The sequence below is a fragment of the Enterobacter cloacae complex sp. IR5441 genome (assembly GCF_049238215.1).
GTDB classification, from domain to species: Bacteria; Pseudomonadota; Gammaproteobacteria; order Enterobacterales; family Enterobacteriaceae; genus Enterobacter; species Enterobacter hormaechei_C.
The window spans coordinates 17,766-35,046 of record NZ_JBMKIA010000007.1 but is presented as its reverse complement, the minus strand read 5'-3'; the positions used below and the strand labels follow the sequence as shown (position 1 = coordinate 35,046).

Sequence of the window (17,281 nt, the reverse complement as noted above, 5' to 3'; positions counted from 1 at the left end):
CGAACATAGGCTTCGATATATTGCGCTATCCCTGTGGCAGGATTGTGAATAAAGTGTCAACAAGCAACGGGGCAACCCCCTCAATCAAATACAAAACAGGAATTTCCCATGAGCAAAGTATTAGTGTTGAAATCCAGTATTCTGGCAGGGTATTCACAGTCTGGTCAGCTGTCTGACTATTTCGTTGAACAGTGGCGTGAACAGCACAGCGCGGATGAAATCACCGTGCGTGACCTGGCGGCAAACCCAATTCCTGTGCTGGACGGCGAGCTGGTTGGCGCGCTGCGTCCGAGCGATGCGCCTCTTACCCCGCGTCAGCAGGAAGCCCTGGCGCTCTCCGACGAGCTGATTGCTGAGTTGCAGGCGCACGACGTTATCGTGATCAACGCCCCAATGTACAACTTCAACATTCCTACCCAGCTGAAGAACTACTTCGACCTGGTGGCGCGTGCTGGCGTAACCTTCCGTTACACCGAGAACGGCCCGGAAGGTCTGGTGAAAGGCAAGCGTGCGGTTGTACTGACCAGCCGCGGCGGTATTCACAAAGATACCCCTACCGACCTGGTCGCACCGTACCTGACGCTGTTCCTGGGCTTCATCGGCATTACCGACGTGAACTTCGTGTTCGCTGAAGGTATCGCTTACGGCCCGGAAGTGGCCACCAAAGCGCAGACCGACGCGAAAGCCGCTATCGACAGCCTGGTCGCTGCCTAAGTTTTCCCCCTCTCACCGCCCGGTGGGAGGGTTTTTCTTTTCCTCCGTATTTCGTTATCATCCGCACCCACTCTCCAGCCCGGCGGCCTGATGTCTGTCATTATCGATACGTTTATTGCACCACCCTGTCACGACGACATTGAGATCCTCTGGCAGGACGAGCATCTGCTGCTGATCAATAAACCTTCCGGTCTGCTCAGCCTGTCGGGGAAAAATCCGCAAAACCTCGATTCCGTCCACCACCGTCTTGTTCAAACCTTTCCCGGCTGCACGCTGGTGCATCGTCTTGATTTTGGCACTTCGGGTCTGATGGTCATTGCGCGTAACAAAGCGATCAACGCCGCGCTTTGCCACCAGTTCAGTCAGCGCGCCGTGAACAAGGTTTACACCGCCCTGTTGTGCGGACATGTGGAACAGGACGAAGGGACCGTGGATGCGCCGATTGCCAAAGATCCGGCGCTGTTTCCGCTGATGACGATCTGTGCCCGCACCGGTAAGCCCGCTCGCTCCCGCTATCGGGTGGTGGAACGTATTTACCAGGATACGACAATGCCGCTGACGCGGGTTGAGCTTACCCCGGAGACCGGGCGCACCCACCAGCTGCGCATTCACTGCCAGCAGTTAGGCCACCCTATTCTGGGGTGCGATCTGTATGGTGGTCTGGAATGGCCGGGGGCGGAAGAAACGCCCCGGCTGATGCTGCATGCAAGCGCTCTGAATTTTATTCATCCGCTGAGCGGCGAGACGATGAACGCCCGTCACGCCGCGCCGTTCTGAGCGGGGATTACCACATTAAATCGTCAGGGATTTTGAAGTCTGCGTACGGATCGTCTTCGTCCTGCTCTTCCTGACTCAGGGCGCTGTTTAGCACAATGCTGTCCGCATCGCGCTGGGCAATTTTATCCGCCACTACCGCCGGGATAATCGCGTAATCACAGTCGCCATTCGCGTTAATCACCAGTCGGGCAATCGCCAGACGGCCGTTGATCAGCTGGGTTTGCGTCTGCTTATCGACCTCGATTTTTTTGATAAGGTTGCCGTCGGTAAAGTTAAAGGTAATGTTGCCCTTCGCCACGGTGATGCGGTTCATCTCAATCAGCTGCTTCACCTGCGCCCTGAACTCTTTTGCCAGCACCGCCTGTTTTTGCTGTTCGCTCAGCTGCTTATCACGCTCCAGCTGGGCTTTCTTGTTCTCTTCAACAGCCTCTCTCGCCTCGCGAGCCTGGACGCGGGATTTTTTCGCCGTGCGCTGGACCTTCGCCATCTTTTTACTGCTGACTAAGCCCGCTTTCAGCATCTGCTCTTGTAGGGTGAGTTTTGTCATGTTCGTTTAAACCGGTTGGAAATGTCGGGGGATTATACCTGAATCGCGCAGTTCATGAAGAACCCTCATGTTGCAGTGAAATTAAGTCACTTCCCCTGCGCCAGTGGCTCAGGCATAAATTATGCATTGATAACGTTCCGGCAACATGAACTTAGGATGCATAACCAAATGAGTCAGGCTTTCACATTTACCCTTAAGCGCAGTTGCTTTGATGAAAATTATAACCCGTCAGAAAACACGCGTACCACCACCAACTTCGCCAACCTGGCGCGTGGCGAGAAGCGTCAGGAGAACCTGCGCAATACGCTGGTGATGATCAACAACCGCTTTAACGCGCTGGCGAGCTGGGATAACCCGAAAGCTGACCGCTATGCCGTCGAGCTGGAGATTATTTCAGTCGATATGAATATCGGCGGCGATTTTACTTTCCCGGCCATCGAAATTCTGCAAACGACGATCGTGGATAAAAAAACCCACGAGCGCATCGAAGGCATCGTCGGAAATAACTTCTCATCGTATGTTCGTGACTATGATTTCAGCATCCTGCTGCTCGAGCATAATAAAGATCGGCCCCGCTTCACCCTCCCTGAAAATTTTGGCGAGCTGCACGGCAATATCTTTAAAAGCTTCGTTCATTCTGCGGAATATCAGGCGAACTTCAAAAAAGCGCCGGTGATCTGCCTGAGCGTCTCCAGCAAAGACACCTATCGTCGTACCGGTAACCACCACCCGGTGCTGGGCTATGAGTACCAGCCGGACGGCGAGTCGCTAACGGAACAGTACTTCGCGAAGATGGGCCTGAAGGTTCGCTATTTCATGCCGGAAAACAGCGTCGCGCCTTTTGCCTTCTTCTTCACCGGCGATTTACTGCGTGATTACACCAATCTGGAACTGATCGGCACCATCAGCACCATGGAGACGTTCCAGAAGATCTATCGACCAGAAATTTACAATGCCAATTCCGCTGCGGGACAGTGCTATCAGCCTGACCTGAATCAGCAGGATCACTCATTAACCAAAATCGTCTATGACCGTGAAGAGCGCAGCCGGCTGGCCATTGAACAGGGTAAATATACCGAAGAGCGGTTTATCAAACCCTATAAAACCCTTCTTGAGCAGTGGTCTCAACACTTCACGCTTTAATTTAATACGGATAAAAGGTTCTTTTATGAAAACATTGCTCCCGACATCAACGGCTGGCAGCCTGCCGAAACCCACCTGGCTTGCACAGCCGGAAACGCTCTGGTCGCCGTGGAAACTCCAGGACGAGGAATTACTGGCAGGGAAACAGGATGCGCTGCGTTTGTCTCTGGATGAACAGATTCGCGCCGGGATTGATATCGTCAGCGACGGGGAACAAACCCGCCAGCATTTTGTCACCACCTTTATTGAACATCTCAGCGGCGTGGATTTTGAGAACCGTCAGACGGTACGCATCCGTAACCGTTACGATGCGAGCGTACCGACCGTGGTAGACGCGGTGGCGCGCCAGAAGCCGGTGTTTGTTGACGACGCTAAATACCTGCGCCAGCTGACTGACAAGCCGATCAAGTGGGCGCTGCCCGGCCCGATGACCATGATCGACACGCTATACGATGCCCACTATAAAAGCCGCGAAAAGCTGGCCTGGGAGTTCGCTAAAATTCTCAATCAGGAGGCCCGCGAGCTGGAAGCGGCCGGCGTCGACATTATTCAGTTCGACGAACCTGCCTTTAACGTCTTTTTCGACGAGGTGAATGACTGGGGTATCGCCGCACTGGAGCGCGCCATTGAAGGGCTGAAATGCGAAACCGCGGTACATATCTGTTACGGGTACGGCATCAAAGCCAATACGGACTGGAAAAAGACGCTCGGCTCCGAGTGGCGCCAGTATGAAGAGGCATTTCCAAAGTTACAGACCTCGAAGATCGATATCATCTCGCTGGAGTGCCACAACTCGCGCGTGCCGATGGATCTGCTGGAGCTTATCCGCGGTAAAAAAGTGATGGTCGGGGCAATTGACGTCGCCACCCAGACCATCGAAACGCCGGAAGAGGTGGCCGATACGCTGCGCAAGGCGTTGCAGTTTGTTGATGCAGACAAGCTCTATCCGTCCACCAACTGCGGTATGGCCCCCCTTTCCCGCCAGGTCGCCAACGGTAAGCTGAAGGCGTTAAGCGCCGGGGCTGACATTATCCGTCGCGAGCTTGCCCGCTAACCTTCAGGTTTGCCAGTACAGTGGCGTACCGAATCGCTCAATATAGTAATCAATCACCGCCCTGACGTTCAGGGGCGGATGACGCGCGTTCGGGTAAATCGCCGCAATTGTCAGTGGCTCCGTATTAATTGAACACTCCATTTCCGGCAGCAGTGCCACCAGCTCACCGCTTTTGAGCCGTTCGCTCACCATCCAGTCCGGGAAAAGCACAACGCCCATGCCGCCCAGCGCCGCAATCAGGAGCGTTTCCGCGTTATTGGAAGTCATCAGCGGTACAATGGGATAGTGAACCCACGCCTCGCCCGGCTGCCGGATCAGCCAGCGGTTAGGCCCGGACGAGCCGCGGTAAACCAGACAGTGGTGACGGCTGAGATCGTCCGGCCCCTCGGGCGCGCCATGTTTTTGCAGATAGTCCGGCGAGGCCGCCAGATGGTAGAACTGCTGCCCGAACACCCGGGCGTGAAACGAGGAGTCCGTCAGCGCGCCGATGCGGAAGATAACGTCCGCGGCGTCACGGTGCGGATCGATAAAATCGTCGGTGAGGGTCAGTTCAATGGAGAGACGAGGGTAACGCGCCAGAAGCCCCGGCAGGCCCGGCGCGATGTGCCTTTGTCCGAAAAAGACCGGGCCATTGATACGCAGCGTGCCCGACGGCTCGCGGGCGCGTTCATCCAGCTCGCGTCGCGCGTCCTCCATATTCCCGGCCATCGCACGGGCATAGCGCACAAAAAGATGCCCGCTCTCTGTGGGCATAATCGCCCGCGTGTTGCGGTAGAAAAGCTGTTGCCCGAGGGCGTCCTCAAGCTGGTGGATCACGCGTGAGACCTGCGACGCAGAAATCCCTTCCCGCCTCGCCACCACGGAAAAATTCTGCGTTTCATAAACGTCGATGAAGATCAGCAGCGCGCGAATGCTGATATGTCCGGCATCCATCATTAATGCATTTCCTGCAAAGGTGTTTCCTGCATTATGGCATTTTTTTCAATGATGTTCAGACGTAATCTTCTCCGCCTGGAAAAAGGAGAAAAAGCGTTATGCACATTATTTTAATTTTACTGGTGATTGCCGGCGGCATGGGGCTGTCCGTGGAAGCCGGGCTGCTGGGGCCGCTGGGCGCAGAGGTGGGCGACCTGTGGGCGGCGTTCAGCATATTCAGCGTGGGAACGGGGCTGACGTTTCTGCTGATGCTGTTTTTCAGCCCCCGCAACAGTCCCTCATTTTTTGCGCAGCCTTCATGGCACCTGTTGGGCGGCGTGCTCGGCCCGGTTTACGTCATCATTCTCACCATTGCCACGCCTGCGATCGGCATTGCCATGACGATGATCGGCATTCTGGCAGGCCAGGTTTTTAAAAGCCTGATTATCGACCACTATGGCCTGCTGGGTACGCCGCACCGCAGGATCGATACAAAACGCATTATTGCGCTGGGATTTATCATCGCCGCGCTCATTCTCGTGGCGCAGGGGTAACGTTATGACAGTGATTATGATTATTCTGGCGGTGATTGGCGGCGCAACGCTGAGCATTCAGGCTGCTATTAACGGGCAATTAGGCAGCAGCGTGGGGGTATTTAAAAGCGCGTTTCTGACGTTTTCCGTCGGCGCGCTGGTGACCGCCCTGCTGATCTTCTTTTTTGAGCCGAAACAGGCGGTCAGCCTGATGGATGTGCCCAAATGGCAGCTTCTGGGGGCCCTGTGCGGCGTGCCCTATATCGTGATTATGGTGCTCGCCGTGCAGCGCATCGGGACCGCCGTTGCCACGGTAGCGGTTATCCTGGGCCAGCTGGCCATGAGCATGCTGATTGATAACTTTGGCTGGCTGAACAATGAAGCCATTCCGTTTTCAGTGAGCCGTTTCGGGGCCGTCGTCTGCCTGAGTATTGCGCTCTTCTTCATCTACTCAAGCAGTAAACCTCAGCCCGAAGAGGATTAACCGCCCTCTTTGCGGGTAAAGAACAGCGTCACCGTGGCGACGGTGACGCCAAATTTCTTCATCTCGGTTTTATTAAACAGACGGGTGCTGTCCTGCAAATACATCCAGTCATCAAAGTGCAGCAGCCAGGTTTTGCCGTCCGCCTTCACGTTCATGCTGTAGCGCCAGTTAAGGGCATTGCCCGCCGCCTGGCCTGTCGCGCCACCTTCTATGTCACCCGCCGTGCCTTCATAGCGATTCTGCCCAACGCGGCGGATATGCCAGACGCGCTGCTGCTTCTCGCCGTCATCGTAGACAAAATGTTCATTCAGGGTCAGCGTATCGCCGATAACATCCCCGGCGATCTCGACGTGAAAACGACGGATCTGCTTACCGCTGCGATCCTGCACCATCCCCCACGCCTCGGTTTTCCCCTGGAAGTAAGTAAAAATATCAAGCCGTGGCTGCTGCTGACGATACTCTGTCACCTCGGTGCTACATCCGGCCACCAGCATCGTCAGGGCAAGCGTCATTAACAGGAAACGTTTCATTGTGGTCCTCCGATTAACTGCTGACGCAGTTCAGGATACTCGCTCAGCCACGCTTCACTCTGCGGCTCCTGCTGCAAAATGCCCTGCGCCTGCCACTGGTCGCGGGTCGCCTCAACCAGGTCGTCACCATCGATGTCCCGGGCATAGGTGATAATCAGCGCATTATCGCCGTCTAACCCTGTATAGCTGCCGTCGGGCGTCAGAAGCTGATAGGTATAAACGGTAAACGGCCCCCAGACGCTCGCCGATCAGGTAGGCCACCGGCCCGCCCAGGGTCGCCAGTACCGTCAGCAACCAGCCCGGCAAGGTGGTCGTGCGGGTCAGTTGCGTCCAGACGGTGGCAAACATTAGCCACAGCGCCACCATCCATAGCGGCATCAGGGACGCGCCCGTGAACGCAATCAGCCCCGTCAGCGCCCAGAGCGCGTCCAGTAGAGGTCAAACCCGATGGCCAACAGAAATACCTGCCCGTAGCGCTTCATACGCGTTCCGCAGTCAGCTGCACCACGCTGATGGTGCGGGCATTAAACCCGGCTTCACAGTAGCCGAGGTAGTACAGCCACATCCGGCGGAAACGGTCATCAAACCCGAGCTTTTCAATCTCCTGCCAGGCGTGAACGAACCGCTGACGCCAGTGCGCCAGCGTGCGGGCGTAGTCCGGCCCCATATCGAAGAGGTTACGCACCACAAAATCGGTATGGCGGGTCATGAGTTCATTCATGGCGGTGATGCTGGGCAAAAAGCCGCCGGGGAAGATGTAGCGCTGAATAAAATCGACGCTTTTGCTGTAGTCGCGATAGCGTTGATCCTGAATGGTGATGGCCTGAATCGCCATCCGCCCGCCTGGACGCAGACGCGCCTGGCAGGTGCGGAAAAATGTTGGCAGGTAGCGTTGACCGACGGCCTCAATCATCTCAACCGACACCAGCTTGTCGTAGACACCGGTTAGATCGCGGTAGTCGCAGAGCAGCACCTCAACGCGATCCTGCAACCCTGCCCGGGCGATGCGCGCGGTGGCCCAGTGGTACTGCTCCTGCGACAGCGTGGTGGTGGTCACCCGGCAGCCGTAATGACGGGCGGCATATTCCGCCATCGCCCCCCAGCCGGTGCCAATCTCCAGCAGATGATCGTTTGCCGTGAGCGCCAGCTGGTCGCACAGCCTCGCCATTTTCGCCTGCTGAGCCGCGGTCAGATCCTGCTCGTCCCCGCTAAACAGCGCGCTGGAGTACAGGAGATGTTCATCAAGGAAATGGGCGTAAAAGGCGTTGCCCAGATCGTAATGGGCGGCAATATTTTCCCGCGCCTGCGCGCGGGAGTTGCGCCGCATCCAGTGCCGCAGCCGCTCCACCGGTTTCCCGAGCAGGCGAAACCCTTTTTCCAGCTTTCCGAGGATTTGGCTATTGCGCGCAATCAGCTCCAGCAGCGGCGTCAGGTGGGGCGTCTCCCAGTCGCCATCCATCCACGCCTGTGCCGCGGCGAGGCTGCCCCCGGTTAAAATGCGCCAGTAGACGCCCGGAGCAAGTACCTGCACCTCAGCGTGAAGCGCGGCGGAGGCGTCGCCGAACTGGAACGTCTGCGCGCCTTCACGCAGCGTCAGCGAGCCACCGTGCAGGCCATTCAGCAGGCGGAAGAGCAACCATCGCGCGACGCGGACGTTGCGCGGGATATCGGGTTCAAGCGCAAAGACGGGATTGGTCATGAGCGTTCACTCCTGCTGAGGGGATGGTTATGCAGCGGCACGCGCTTCAGCCACAGCCTGAGCGCCTGCCAGTAAATGGCGAAAACGGTTTTGAGGGTCATCAACGGGATCCGCACCAGCAGCGAACGCAGCGCCGTGCGCGTCAGCTGCGCCCGGCGTAGCGTCAGGGTGGCATCAAACACCTTCGTCTCCTGATGGTTTTCGATATGCATGCGCAGCGTGCTGTCCGGGCTGTTGAAGCGCCAGTGGTAGATCATATCCATCGGATTAAAGGGCGAGACGTGAAACGCTTTCTCCGTCGGCGGGGCGTCCCGCCCCGCTACCGCGTAGTAATGTCGTTCATTCCACGGCGTGTTACGGACTTCGGCGAGAACCCAGCGCAGGGTGTCTTCCCCGTCATAGCAGTAGTAAAAATTGACCGGGTTGAAATGAAAACCGAAATAGCGCAGCTGAGTCAGAAGCATGACCCGCCCCGCCGGACGTTCGCCGGTCAGATTTTCCAGACGCTCAAGGACACGCGCTTTGAGCGGCGTGCCCAGCGGGTAATCCGCATCATAAAATGCCGCGGGCGCAACGCGGTTACGACGCACGCCGACAGAGGGCAGCGCGTCCAGCTCATCCAGATCGAGCCAGGCCATAAACACGCTGTAGGTAAAGTGGTGCGCTTTCGGCGCAAGCCGACGATGGCGCAATGTACCGTGGTAAAGGCAGCTGTTCATCTTAGTTGCCCTCCCCGGTCGCGATAGCGTTGACCACGTCCAGCGCACTGCGCACGCCATCTTCGTGGAAGCCGTTGTACCAGTACGCGCCGCAGAACCAGCTCCGCTGGCGACCGTTTATTTCGCCGCGCCGGGCCTGAGCTTGCCAGCTTTGCGGGTTAAAAAGCGGATGCTCATAGACAAAGCGGCGCAGCACAAACCGTTCCTCCACCGGCGTTTCCGGGTTGAGGGTGACGCAAAACAGCGGGCTACCCGGCGGCAGTCCCTGCAAGATATTCATGTTGTAGGTGACGCAGGCGCTGGCCTGATCCTGCTCGCTGAGGCGGTAGTTCCAGCTCGCCCACGCGCGTTCGCGCACCGGCAGCCAGCGCGGATCGCGGTGAAGCACCACCTCGTTACGCTGCCAGCCGATATCCCCCAGCACCTCGCGTTCAGCCTGCGTTGGGCTGGCGAGCATCGCCAGCGCCTGAGCGGAGTGGCAGGCGAAGATCACCTGATCAAAAGTGTCTGTTACGCCCTCACGCGCAATATCAACCCCACGATCGTGGCGAATAACCTGCTGCACCGGCGCGTTAAGGTGCAGCGTCAGGCGATCGCCGAGCGTATCCAGCATCGCGCGGATATACTCCCTGGAGCCGCCTGGCACCACGTACCACTGTGGACGATGGGTAATGTCCAGCAGACCGTGGTTTTCAAAAAAGCGTAAAAAGAGCGGCAGCGGAAAGCGTTTCATCTCCTGTAGCGACGACGACCAGATAGCCGCCCCCATTGGCAGGATGTAGTGGCGAGCAAAAAAGGGCGTAAAACGGTGCTGGCGCAGGAACGTTTCCAGCGTGGCGGAACCATCGACTTCGCCCCGGAGCGTCTGTTTCGCCAGCCGGTTAAAGCGCACGATCTCCTTCAGCAGCGTCCAGAAAGCCGGGTTGAGCAGATTACGTCGCTGGGCGAACAGCGACGTCAGCGTGTGCCCGTTGTACTCCAGCCCGCTCTGCGGGTTGTGCACCGAAAAGCTCATCTGCGTTTTTTGCCCGCAGATGCCCAGCTCGCTGAGCAACCCCATGAAGCGCGGATAGGTGCGGTCGTTGTAGACGATAAAACCGGTATCGATGGCAAAGCTGCCCTGCGGCGTGTCGACATCCACCGTTGCGGTATGGCCGCCCGGCGTGGCCTGCGCCTCAAACAGCGTAACCTGGTGATGTCCGGCGAGCCGCCAGGCACAGGTTAACCCGGCGATACCGCTGCCGATAATTGCGATTTTCATGGTCGCACCATCCTGCGCAGCAGTGCGCGCTGAAGTACATCGGGCAGGCCGGAAAGCAGGCGCAGCGCCAGGCTGAACCCGGCGGGAAACGCGATGTGATCCTTCCCTTTTGCCAGACCGCGACGAATAGCGTGGACGGCGTCCCCCACGCTGACCCGGCCCGGCATCGGGAAATCGTTTTTGCGGGTCAGCGGCGTGTCGACAAAACCGGGTGAAACGACCGTGACGGCAATCCCTTTCGGTTCCCAGTCGAGGCGCAGCGTGTCGGCAAACCAGGTTAACGCCGCTTTAGAGGCGCCATACGCTTCGGCTCGCGGGAAGTGAAGCCAGTGCGCCATCGAACTGACCAGCACCACGCGGTTGCCAGATACCAGTTGCGGCTGCAACGCCGCAAGGCAGTTTACCGGCCCGATGAAATTGGTGGTCATGACCCGCGCCACCAGCTCGGCATCCACCTCGCCGCGGTCGAGATACTCGCAGGTTCCGGCGCAGAGAATCACCGTGTCGGCAGTACAGTCCGCCAGCGCCTGGCGACAGGCGTCCCTGTCTGTCATATCGAACAGGCGCACCGTAATGTTGGGGCTGTACTGATGGACGGCTGCCAGACGTTGCGCATCGCGCCCGCAGGCAATCACCCGGTAACCATCGTCGGCAAAAGATTTCGCCAGCCCCGCCCCGATGCCCGAGCTTGCGCCGGTGATCAGAACCGTTTTCATGATTTCACTCTTCGCTTCACGCCGCGCACGGCCCAGCCGAGTATCGGGAGATGTTCGTAAATCATCTCTCCGGCATCGTAGTAATCCCGCTGGCGAACAATGCGATCGTCGCGCATGTCTACCACGGAGCAGCCCGGCAGCTGGCGCATTGCCCCCCCGGCGATACGTGGGTGCGACCAGTGCATCATCCAGGTGACAACAAAGCGATCGCCCTGCTGCAACGGTGCATCGACGGTAAAGCGACAGTGCTGGACGTTAGCCAGCAGATGGGTGAAATAGCGCTGAATCGCGAACACCCCGCTGTGTTCGCCAAAGGGATCGATAAGCGTGGCATCGGCGCGATAAATCCCCGCCAGCGCCGAAGGTGGCTGGGTATCCAGCGTGGCGTAGTAATCAACGAACCGACTGATGACGGACGGCAACGTGCTCATGGGTCACATCCTGGGTGTAAACAACGTAGCGGAATCGCATAATTTAAACTTACACAATTAACTTTATTTGTCTAAGTTTGCGCAGATAAATTTTTTATTCTTATTATTTTTCAGTTACATGGAATATCACCATGCACAACCATTTTGTGAAAAATATGAATTTCGCCGCCAGGCTGCCGTTTTTTTAGGGATAACCTTAAGGCAAAGGTGCCATTTATCTTCCAGACTTATCCTTTTAATTCATAAGGATGTCACGCGATGAAACATTTACTGATGACGCTCTTTTCCAGCCCGGAATCCTTGTTGCAGGTCATGAGTCACCAGGAAATTATCGAAGCCGTAGAGGATGGCGACCGCATCATTATCGATCAGGATGGAAACGCCTCGGTTAACTACAAAAGCCACGAGGTGCGGCAGGACTTTCTGCGCCATGTCAACGCGCTGAAGAGGGCCTGAAATGGGAACGGCAATATTCATGGTATTGATGGTATGCGGGTACTGGTACACCAGCCGCGACCTCTCAACACGGTTTAAAATCAAGCGATCCTTTGGCTGGGACGTCTATTTTCTTGTTGCACTGTATGGCTGTATTTTTGTTCTTCAGGGGGTGATCGCCACCGGCCTGCTGTGGCTGCTGTTGTTCGCCCTCTCCGCCGCCGATAACACGTTCCATTTCACGTCAGCAAAATATGCCGACTGGCAAATTGATTTTATGAACTGGAGCTTCCTGGGGATTCAGGCCCCGGTGGTGGTGATGCTGACCTTCGCGATCCTGTTTTGTCTCTACCGATCGAACTGGGCCGGAAGCGCGCGGCTGGACGGCGATGGCCGGAAAAAATTGTACAAGCGGCTGGCGCAGTCGAGCGGGATTGAACAACTGCTCTATCAGTGCATGGAGGAAGGTGAACTGGCGCACGTCACGCTGAAATCGCGGCGGATCTATATTGGCATGATCCATACCGCCACGCTGGAGTATGAAAAAACGGCCAATATCGTGCTTATTCCGATGCTGAGCGGCTACCGTGACGGGAAGAACATGCAGCTCTGTATCGAACATAACTACAGCAAATGGTATGCCGAGCATGACATTACGCTCGATTCGGAGCCCAAAAGCGCCATGGATTTTCGCAAAGTGATCATGCTGGATCAGATCGAGAGTATTTCGCTGTTCGATCCGGCAAGCGCCAGCGCGCTGGCGATGCGTGAATGAAAAAAATAGCGCCTTATCGTAATAAGGCGCCAGGATTAACCAGGATGAACGCTAAACTTATGGCGTGACAATATTGAACCAGAAGTCAAATGTGTCCATGTAGCTCAGCATCTCTTCCAGCTTCGCTCCGTCTCCGCTCACCTTGACGTCACCCTTGTCCATCGCCTGCTTGAGCGTCTCTTTCTTAAGGATGATGTCATTCAGCGTGGTGCGGTCCAGGGTGATGGTTGCGTCGGCATCCTTCGCCTGCGCGTTGGCGGTATGGTTCAGCACGCCGTTTTCCAGCTCCAGCTTGTATTTGCCGCCATCCTTACCGAGATCGATGTTAAAGACCGCTTTCGCGTTACCGGCCCGCACCCCGTTGATGTGCACGCCCAGGTAGTCGAAGAACATTTCCGGGGTCATCGCCCGCACGGTATCCGGGCTGGCGGTGTTCGGCGTCGGCAGCTTCTTCACGCCATTACGCAGTTCCTGCGCGCCGGTCAGGTAGAAGTTACGCCAGGTGCCCGCTTCCGCCTGGTAACCTAACTGCTCCAGCGCGTCGGCTTCCAGATTACGTGCCGCAGCGTTCTGCGGATCGGCGAAGACAATTTTGCTGGTCACCTGCGCCACCCAGCGGTAGTTGCCCTGCTGATAGTCAGCTTTGGCTTTCTGCATGATGGCATCGGCCCCTCCCATGTATTCCACAAACTTCTTCGCAGCCTGTTCAGGCGGCAGTTCGTCGAGGGTAGCCGGGTTGCCGTCGAACCAGCCGAGATAAAACACGTAGGTGGCTTTGACGTCGTGGCTGACGGAACCGTAATAGCCGCGGCTAGCCCACTGTTTTTCCAGCGATTCCGGCAGTGTAAATTCAGCGGCGATCTCGTCGCGGGTCAGCCCCTTGTTTGCCATACGCAGGGTCTGGTCGTTGATGTAGCGATACATATCGCGCTGGCCTTTCATCAGCTTGACGATATTCTCGTTGCCCCAGGTCGGCCAGTGGTGCTGCGCAATAATCACTTCCGCGTCCGCGCCCCAGCGCTCAATGGCGGCGTTGATGTACTTGGACCAGGCCAGCGGATCGCGGATTTTCGCGCCGCGCAGGGAGTAGGTGTTGTGCAGGGTATGGGTCACGTCCTCTGCGGCTTCGATCATTTTCTTCTCTTTGACATACCACAGCATTTCGGACGGGGCTTCTGAGCCCGGCGCCATCATAAAGTCGTAGGTCAGCCCGTCAATCACTTCCTGCTGGCCGGTATGGGTAATGTAGTTGGTCGGCGGGATCAGGGTCACCGTACCCGCAGAGGTGGTGGTGCCAAGACCCGCCCCCACCTGGCCTTTTGCATCCGGCTTCAGCAGGTTGCCGTACATATAGCTCGCACGGCGGCTCATCGCATTCCCGGCCATAATGTTTTCGGAAACCGCTTCTTTCATAAAGCCTTCCGGGGCGTAGATCTTCACTTTGCCGGACTTCACGTCGGCTTCGTCAACCACACCGCGCAGGCCGCCGTAGTGGTCGACGTGACTGTGGGTGATCACCACAGCGACGACCGGTTTCTTGCCGCGGTTTGCATAGTAGAGATCCAGCGCTTCTTTCGCCGGTTCAGCGCTTAACAGCGGGTCGATAACGGTGATGCCCTTCTCGCCTTCAATGATGGTCATGTTGGAGAGATCGAGATTGCGGATCTGATACACGCCGTCGGTGACCTTAAACAGCCCGCCAATGTTGATCAGCTGTGACTGACGCCACAGGCTCGGGTTTACCGTATCCGGGGCTTTTTCACCCTCTTTCACGAAATCATATTTCGCCGGGTTCCAGATAACGTTCCCCTGCTCGCCTTTAATCATGTTTTGTGGCAGCGGGGCGATAAAACCTTTATGGGCGTTCTCAAAGTCGGTTTTATCGGCAAACGGTAATTTGTTATACAGGGCGTTATTTGCCTGCCGGGTTGTGGCAGTGGCATCCTGCGGCTGCACTTCCGCAAACGCGGAAAGCGACAGCGACGTTAACACACCGGCAAGCGCCAGATGTTTAGCAATTAGGGTTAATTTCATTGAATGGCCTCATAGATTAATTGCGCCGCCTGGATATTTACTGTTGGCGGATAATTTTAATGCGAACTCATTGACGACCATTCTAATCAGAATACTTTCTCATCATAGTCCCATATGGGACTGGTTATTTATCGGTTCGTAATCCGGGGGCTATTGCTGCTATACTCGTTACCACGGCAGACGTTGCGGGGAGAGGCTTAGCGTGAATTTTCAGGATATCCATACCTATTATCAGCAACTCAATATTGGGCAATTCTTTCCGCACATGCTTTGTAAAGGCGAGGCCTTATCCGTTGCCGCAAATAAAAAATTCACCGTCGAGCCTGGCTATATCTATTTTTGCACTGAAGGATCGCTGACAATATTAATGCCTGATGATGGCCTAAATATTGGCAATACTATCGAGTATATGCCGATAGGGTTAATGGAAAGGTATTGTCCACTGGCGAAGTATGAATATCGCAGCAGTGCAAAGGTGAAGCTGGTGAGAATAGCCTGGGCCGACTTCGACCAGCTATTTTTCGGGGGCGGGTGTGAGCGCATGCAGGCGCTGGCCACCATACTGACCTACATGTCCATTTTCACCATCGACCTGCACAATGAACGCAGGCAGGTCACCAGCTACCAGACCATCAAACCGATGCTGTACCGCTATCTCTATCGGCAGGAGACCCACACGGGAGAGAATGAGGGCCTGGCGCTGTTTATCATTAAGCGCACTAACCTGTCACGCACGCATGTCTTTCGCGTGCTGGCAGATCTCAAAGCCGGGGGCTATATCACCATGAAGCGCGGGAAGCTGGTGTCGATTGACCGGCCCCTGCCGGAAGCGTATTAAGCTCATCTTCACGCCTTGAGCAACACGCGGGAACGAACGGCCTTATTTATCCCGGCCAGCCGACTTGGGCCGTAAATTCTCATCGAAGACCAGCCGTTTGCGGCCGGGCTCTTCTTCCCGCAGCGGCTCAACCTGATGCATCGTGAGCTTACAGCGTTCCACCAGCACCTGATACTCTTTTGTGCCCTGCTTCTTCCACGCTATCTCCTGCGCGCTTAACTCACGAATCGCTTTCGCCGGACTGCCAAGAATCAAGTGATTCGCAGGCATCTCCGCTTTGGCCTTCACAAACGCCGCCGCCCCGACGATGCTGTTTTCGCCGATCGTCGCCCCGTCCATCACGACCGCATTCATCCCCACCAGCGCATTACGGCGGATAATGCAGCCGTGCAGGATCGCGCTGTGGCCGATATGCCCGTCCTCTTCCACCACCGTGTCCTGCTCCGGAAAACCGTGCATCACGCAGTTATCCTGGATGTTCGCGCCGTCTTTAACCACGATCCGGCCAAAATCACCGCGCAGGCTGGCGTTAGGGCCAACGTAAACGCCCTTGCCCAGAATCACGTCGCCAATCAGCACCGCGGTCGGGTGTACATAGCTCTCGTCAGGCACGACCGGCGTCAGACCATCAATTTGATAAACAGGCATACCCTCTCCTTATGTGATATTCAGACCACCAAAACGCTGGTGATAAAGCGTGCCGGGAGCGGGCAGCTCGCCCACGGAGGTTTCCCCCTTCTCACTGACAAACGCCAGGGCTCCCGCCGCCACGCGCTGATAGATGTTAATACACAGCTGTCGCGCGCTCTGTCCCGCCCAGTGCGCAGGAAGTAACTCCTCCGGCAACAGCGGATCTTTCAGCACCACGCGACGATAAAAATGAATGAGTAACAGCTGGATCTGGAAGCAGCGTTCCGGGGTCAAATCCTCAGGCGGTGCTTCTTTCAGCAGCGGCAGCAGCGGACGGAACGAGTTGATAAACGTTTCGTACATCGCGTTTTGTTCGGTCAGCTGCCAGCACTCTTCCACCCGCGAACGCAGCGCCGCGCGGGACAGCGCCAGCGGCGAATGGGCCTCAAAGAAGATGACGTTTTCCGCCACGCCCGCGTCGTGGAGCAGCGACTGTACGTCCGCCAGATGCTGCGACGGCGAGGCCATCAGGCTCGGTGCCAATGTGCCAAACCCTTGCCATATCAGCTGTTTTTTCACATCGGCCAGCGTGGTTTTATCCAGCCCTTCTGACAGCAGAAGCAGCCACTTGCCGTCCCAGGCGGGCAGCTCCGCGCGGTAGATTTTGCTTTCCGCACGGCGGGTCAGGCGCAGCCCTTTGTCGCTGAGACGGTAAAAGCTGCGGCGGCCAATGCGGGACACGTCCAGCCAGCCCTCTTTGTTGAGGCGAAACAGCGCGGTGCGCACAAAGCGCTCCCCGAAACCCATCCCTTCCAGCAGGGCCGCCAGGCTGCCGAGCCAGATCTCTCCGCCGCGATGGGAAAGCGCGTCGCCATACAGCGAGGAGATAAGCGACGTTCCGCTGACGGGAACAGAGCTGACTGCGTGCTGGATAAAGGCATCAAGTTTATTCATGTGATTCATTCTGTTGTTATTTTTTTCGTGGATGAATCATAGCATACGAATCTGGGGTGTACCCTCACCCTAACCCTCCCCCAAAGGGAGAG

General features: G+C 56.7%; 20 protein-coding genes and 2 pseudogenes. 9 read left to right on the top strand and 13 right to left on the bottom strand.

Annotated elements, in window-relative coordinates; translation table 11 throughout:
* Nucleotides 1-108: 108 nt before the first annotated feature.
* Together azoR and ACOTX5_RS10200 are read left to right on the top strand one after the other, a co-directional pair.
* The gene (gene azoR, locus ACOTX5_RS10205; protein ID WP_015570577.1) at nt 109-714 is read left to right on the top strand and encodes an FMN-dependent NADH-azoreductase; all 606 of its coding nucleotides are present in this window, start codon (nt 109-111) and stop codon (nt 712-714) included.
* Nucleotides 715-804: 90 nt separating this feature from the next.
* Nucleotides 805-1,491: an RluA family pseudouridine synthase gene (locus ACOTX5_RS10200; protein ID WP_015570578.1), complete on the top strand. Its 687-nt coding sequence runs from the start codon at nt 805-807 to the stop codon at nt 1,489-1,491.
* A gap of 7 nt (nt 1,492-1,498) precedes the next feature.
* On the opposite strand, the gene ACOTX5_RS10195 is transcribed toward ACOTX5_RS10200, so the two are convergent.
* Complete coding sequence (locus ACOTX5_RS10195) at nt 1,499-2,038, bottom strand: DUF2058 domain-containing protein (RefSeq protein WP_017384500.1); 540 nt, start codon at nt 2,036-2,038, stop codon at nt 1,499-1,501.
* A 168-nt stretch (nt 2,039-2,206) separates the two neighbouring features.
* Between ACOTX5_RS10195 and ACOTX5_RS10190 the strand changes: the two genes are divergently transcribed.
* Together ACOTX5_RS10190 and ACOTX5_RS10185 are read left to right on the top strand one after the other, a co-directional pair.
* A complete protein-coding gene (locus tag ACOTX5_RS10190; RefSeq protein WP_047727118.1) occupies nt 2,207-3,181 on the top strand; it encodes a DUF1852 domain-containing protein in 975 nt (324 codons plus the stop codon).
* A 25-nt stretch (nt 3,182-3,206) separates the two neighbouring features.
* The gene (locus ACOTX5_RS10185) at nt 3,207-4,235 is read left to right on the top strand and encodes a methionine synthase (protein ID WP_003857302.1); all 1,029 of its coding nucleotides are present in this window, start codon (nt 3,207-3,209) and stop codon (nt 4,233-4,235) included.
* A gap of 3 nt (nt 4,236-4,238) precedes the next feature.
* Here the strand turns inward: ACOTX5_RS10185 and ACOTX5_RS10180 are convergent, their stop codons facing one another.
* Nucleotides 4,239-5,171, bottom strand: a complete 933-nt coding sequence (locus ACOTX5_RS10180) for a LysR family transcriptional regulator (protein WP_023303693.1) — start codon at nt 5,169-5,171, stop codon at nt 4,239-4,241.
* A 98-nt stretch (nt 5,172-5,269) separates the two neighbouring features.
* On the opposite strand from ACOTX5_RS10180, the gene ACOTX5_RS10175 reads away from it, so the two are divergent.
* Together ACOTX5_RS10175 and ACOTX5_RS10170 are read left to right on the top strand one after the other, a co-directional pair.
* Nucleotides 5,270-5,704, top strand: a complete 435-nt coding sequence (locus ACOTX5_RS10175; protein WP_003857304.1) for a DMT family transporter — start codon at nt 5,270-5,272, stop codon at nt 5,702-5,704.
* Nucleotides 5,705-5,708: 4 nt separating this feature from the next.
* Complete coding sequence (locus ACOTX5_RS10170; RefSeq protein WP_003857305.1) at nt 5,709-6,167, top strand: DMT family transporter; 459 nt, start codon at nt 5,709-5,711, stop codon at nt 6,165-6,167.
* Here ACOTX5_RS10170 and ACOTX5_RS10165 read toward each other — a convergent pair.
* The 8 genes and pseudogenes from ACOTX5_RS10165 to ACOTX5_RS10130 form a co-directional block, all read right to left on the bottom strand.
* A complete protein-coding gene (locus ACOTX5_RS10165) occupies nt 6,164-6,697 on the bottom strand; it encodes a DUF3833 domain-containing protein (RefSeq protein WP_045911711.1) in 534 nt (177 codons plus the stop codon). The genes ACOTX5_RS10170 and ACOTX5_RS10165 overlap by 4 nt on opposite strands.
* A 23-nt stretch (nt 6,698-6,720) precedes the next feature.
* Nucleotides 6,721-6,933 (bottom strand): annotated as a pseudogene (locus ACOTX5_RS10160) (hypothetical protein); the annotation flags it as partial.
* A pseudogene (locus ACOTX5_RS10155) lies at nt 6,923-7,132 on the bottom strand (DUF2878 family protein); the annotation flags it as partial. The pseudogenes ACOTX5_RS10160 and ACOTX5_RS10155, both read right to left, overlap by 11 nt.
* Before the next feature lie 43 nt (nt 7,133-7,175).
* A complete protein-coding gene (locus ACOTX5_RS10150) occupies nt 7,176-8,396 on the bottom strand; it encodes an SAM-dependent methyltransferase (RefSeq protein WP_045141532.1) in 1,221 nt (406 codons plus the stop codon).
* Nucleotides 8,393-9,115 (bottom strand): DUF1365 domain-containing protein, encoded by a 723-nt coding sequence (locus tag ACOTX5_RS10145; RefSeq protein ID WP_045334821.1) that lies wholly within the window; start codon nt 9,113-9,115, stop codon nt 8,393-8,395. The genes ACOTX5_RS10150 and ACOTX5_RS10145 overlap by 4 nt, the downstream gene beginning before the upstream one ends.
* Before the next feature lies 1 nt (nt 9,116).
* Entirely contained in the window at nt 9,117-10,376 is a 1,260-nt protein-coding gene (locus ACOTX5_RS10140; protein WP_023303690.1) for an NAD(P)/FAD-dependent oxidoreductase, read from the bottom strand.
* On the bottom strand, nt 10,373-11,092 hold the full coding sequence (locus ACOTX5_RS10135) for an SDR family NAD(P)-dependent oxidoreductase (RefSeq protein WP_017384506.1): 720 nt from the start codon (nt 11,090-11,092) through the stop codon (nt 10,373-10,375). The genes ACOTX5_RS10140 and ACOTX5_RS10135 overlap by 4 nt, the downstream gene beginning before the upstream one ends.
* Entirely contained in the window at nt 11,089-11,523 is a 435-nt protein-coding gene (locus ACOTX5_RS10130) for a nuclear transport factor 2 family protein (protein ID WP_017384507.1), read from the bottom strand. The genes ACOTX5_RS10135 and ACOTX5_RS10130 overlap by 4 nt, the downstream gene beginning before the upstream one ends.
* A gap of 258 nt (nt 11,524-11,781) precedes the next feature.
* Here ACOTX5_RS10130 and ACOTX5_RS10125 point away from each other — a divergent pair, with 258 nt between their 5' ends.
* Nucleotides 11,782-11,979 carry a hypothetical protein gene (locus ACOTX5_RS10125; protein WP_003857318.1) on the top strand — a complete coding sequence of 66 codons (198 nt, stop codon included), beginning with the start codon at nt 11,782-11,784 and terminating at the stop codon, nt 11,977-11,979.
* Nucleotide 11,980: 1 nt separating this feature from the next.
* Complete coding sequence (locus ACOTX5_RS10120) at nt 11,981-12,733, top strand: hypothetical protein (protein ID WP_017384508.1); 753 nt, start codon at nt 11,981-11,983, stop codon at nt 12,731-12,733.
* Between the two features lie 57 nt (nt 12,734-12,790).
* Here the strand turns inward: ACOTX5_RS10120 and ACOTX5_RS10115 are convergent, their stop codons facing one another.
* Complete coding sequence (locus ACOTX5_RS10115) at nt 12,791-14,767, bottom strand: alkyl/aryl-sulfatase (protein ID WP_017693471.1); 1,977 nt, start codon at nt 14,765-14,767, stop codon at nt 12,791-12,793.
* A gap of 202 nt (nt 14,768-14,969) precedes the next feature.
* Here ACOTX5_RS10115 and ACOTX5_RS10110 point away from each other — a divergent pair, with 202 nt between their 5' ends.
* Nucleotides 14,970-15,605: a helix-turn-helix domain-containing protein gene (locus ACOTX5_RS10110; protein WP_017693472.1), complete on the top strand. Its 636-nt coding sequence runs from the start codon at nt 14,970-14,972 to the stop codon at nt 15,603-15,605.
* Nucleotides 15,606-15,647: 42 nt separating this feature from the next.
* Here the strand turns inward: ACOTX5_RS10110 and paaY are convergent, their stop codons facing one another.
* Both paaY and paaX read right to left on the bottom strand, forming a co-directional pair.
* On the bottom strand, nt 15,648-16,253 hold the full coding sequence (paaY, locus tag ACOTX5_RS10105; RefSeq protein ID WP_039270815.1) for a phenylacetic acid degradation protein PaaY: 606 nt from the start codon (nt 16,251-16,253) through the stop codon (nt 15,648-15,650).
* A 9-nt stretch (nt 16,254-16,262) separates the two neighbouring features.
* On the bottom strand, nt 16,263-17,198 hold the full coding sequence (paaX, locus tag ACOTX5_RS10100; RefSeq protein ID WP_039270818.1) for a phenylacetic acid degradation operon negative regulatory protein PaaX: 936 nt from the start codon (nt 17,196-17,198) through the stop codon (nt 16,263-16,265).
* Nucleotides 17,199-17,281 lie beyond the last annotated feature (83 nt).

What these genes read in the sequence shown, in the direction of transcription:
- ACOTX5_RS10125 (WP_003857318.1), top strand. Translation starts at nt 11,782, where the DNA reads ATGAAACATTTACTGATGACGCTCTTTTCCAGCCCGGAATCCTTGTTG.
- ACOTX5_RS10180 (WP_023303693.1), bottom strand. Translation starts at nt 5,171, where the DNA reads ATGATGGATGCCGGACATATCAGCATTCGCGCGCTGCTGATCTTCATC.
- paaX (WP_039270818.1), bottom strand. Translation starts at nt 17,198, where the DNA reads ATGAATCACATGAATAAACTTGATGCCTTTATCCAGCACGCAGTCAGC.
- ACOTX5_RS10195 (WP_017384500.1), bottom strand. Translation starts at nt 2,038, where the DNA reads ATGACAAAACTCACCCTACAAGAGCAGATGCTGAAAGCGGGCTTAGTC.
- ACOTX5_RS10115 (WP_017693471.1), bottom strand. Translation starts at nt 14,767, where the DNA reads ATGAAATTAACCCTAATTGCTAAACATCTGGCGCTTGCCGGTGTGTTA.
- ACOTX5_RS10140 (WP_023303690.1), bottom strand. Translation starts at nt 10,376, where the DNA reads ATGAAAATCGCAATTATCGGCAGCGGTATCGCCGGGTTAACCTGTGCC.
- ACOTX5_RS10120 (WP_017384508.1), top strand. Translation starts at nt 11,981, where the DNA reads ATGGGAACGGCAATATTCATGGTATTGATGGTATGCGGGTACTGGTAC.
- ACOTX5_RS10170 (WP_003857305.1), top strand. Translation starts at nt 5,709, where the DNA reads ATGACAGTGATTATGATTATTCTGGCGGTGATTGGCGGCGCAACGCTG.
- paaY (WP_039270815.1), bottom strand. Translation starts at nt 16,253, where the DNA reads ATGCCTGTTTATCAAATTGATGGTCTGACGCCGGTCGTGCCTGACGAG.
- ACOTX5_RS10185 (WP_003857302.1), top strand. Translation starts at nt 3,207, where the DNA reads ATGAAAACATTGCTCCCGACATCAACGGCTGGCAGCCTGCCGAAACCC.
- ACOTX5_RS10190 (WP_047727118.1), top strand. Translation starts at nt 2,207, where the DNA reads ATGAGTCAGGCTTTCACATTTACCCTTAAGCGCAGTTGCTTTGATGAA.
- ACOTX5_RS10175 (WP_003857304.1), top strand. Translation starts at nt 5,270, where the DNA reads ATGCACATTATTTTAATTTTACTGGTGATTGCCGGCGGCATGGGGCTG.
- ACOTX5_RS10145 (WP_045334821.1), bottom strand. Translation starts at nt 9,115, where the DNA reads ATGAACAGCTGCCTTTACCACGGTACATTGCGCCATCGTCGGCTTGCG.
- ACOTX5_RS10150 (WP_045141532.1), bottom strand. Translation starts at nt 8,396, where the DNA reads ATGACCAATCCCGTCTTTGCGCTTGAACCCGATATCCCGCGCAACGTC.
- ACOTX5_RS10165 (WP_045911711.1), bottom strand. Translation starts at nt 6,697, where the DNA reads ATGAAACGTTTCCTGTTAATGACGCTTGCCCTGACGATGCTGGTGGCC.
- ACOTX5_RS10135 (WP_017384506.1), bottom strand. Translation starts at nt 11,092, where the DNA reads ATGAAAACGGTTCTGATCACCGGCGCAAGCTCGGGCATCGGGGCGGGG.
- ACOTX5_RS10200 (WP_015570578.1), top strand. Translation starts at nt 805, where the DNA reads ATGTCTGTCATTATCGATACGTTTATTGCACCACCCTGTCACGACGAC.
- ACOTX5_RS10130 (WP_017384507.1), bottom strand. Translation starts at nt 11,523, where the DNA reads ATGAGCACGTTGCCGTCCGTCATCAGTCGGTTCGTTGATTACTACGCC.
- azoR (WP_015570577.1), top strand. Translation starts at nt 109, where the DNA reads ATGAGCAAAGTATTAGTGTTGAAATCCAGTATTCTGGCAGGGTATTCA.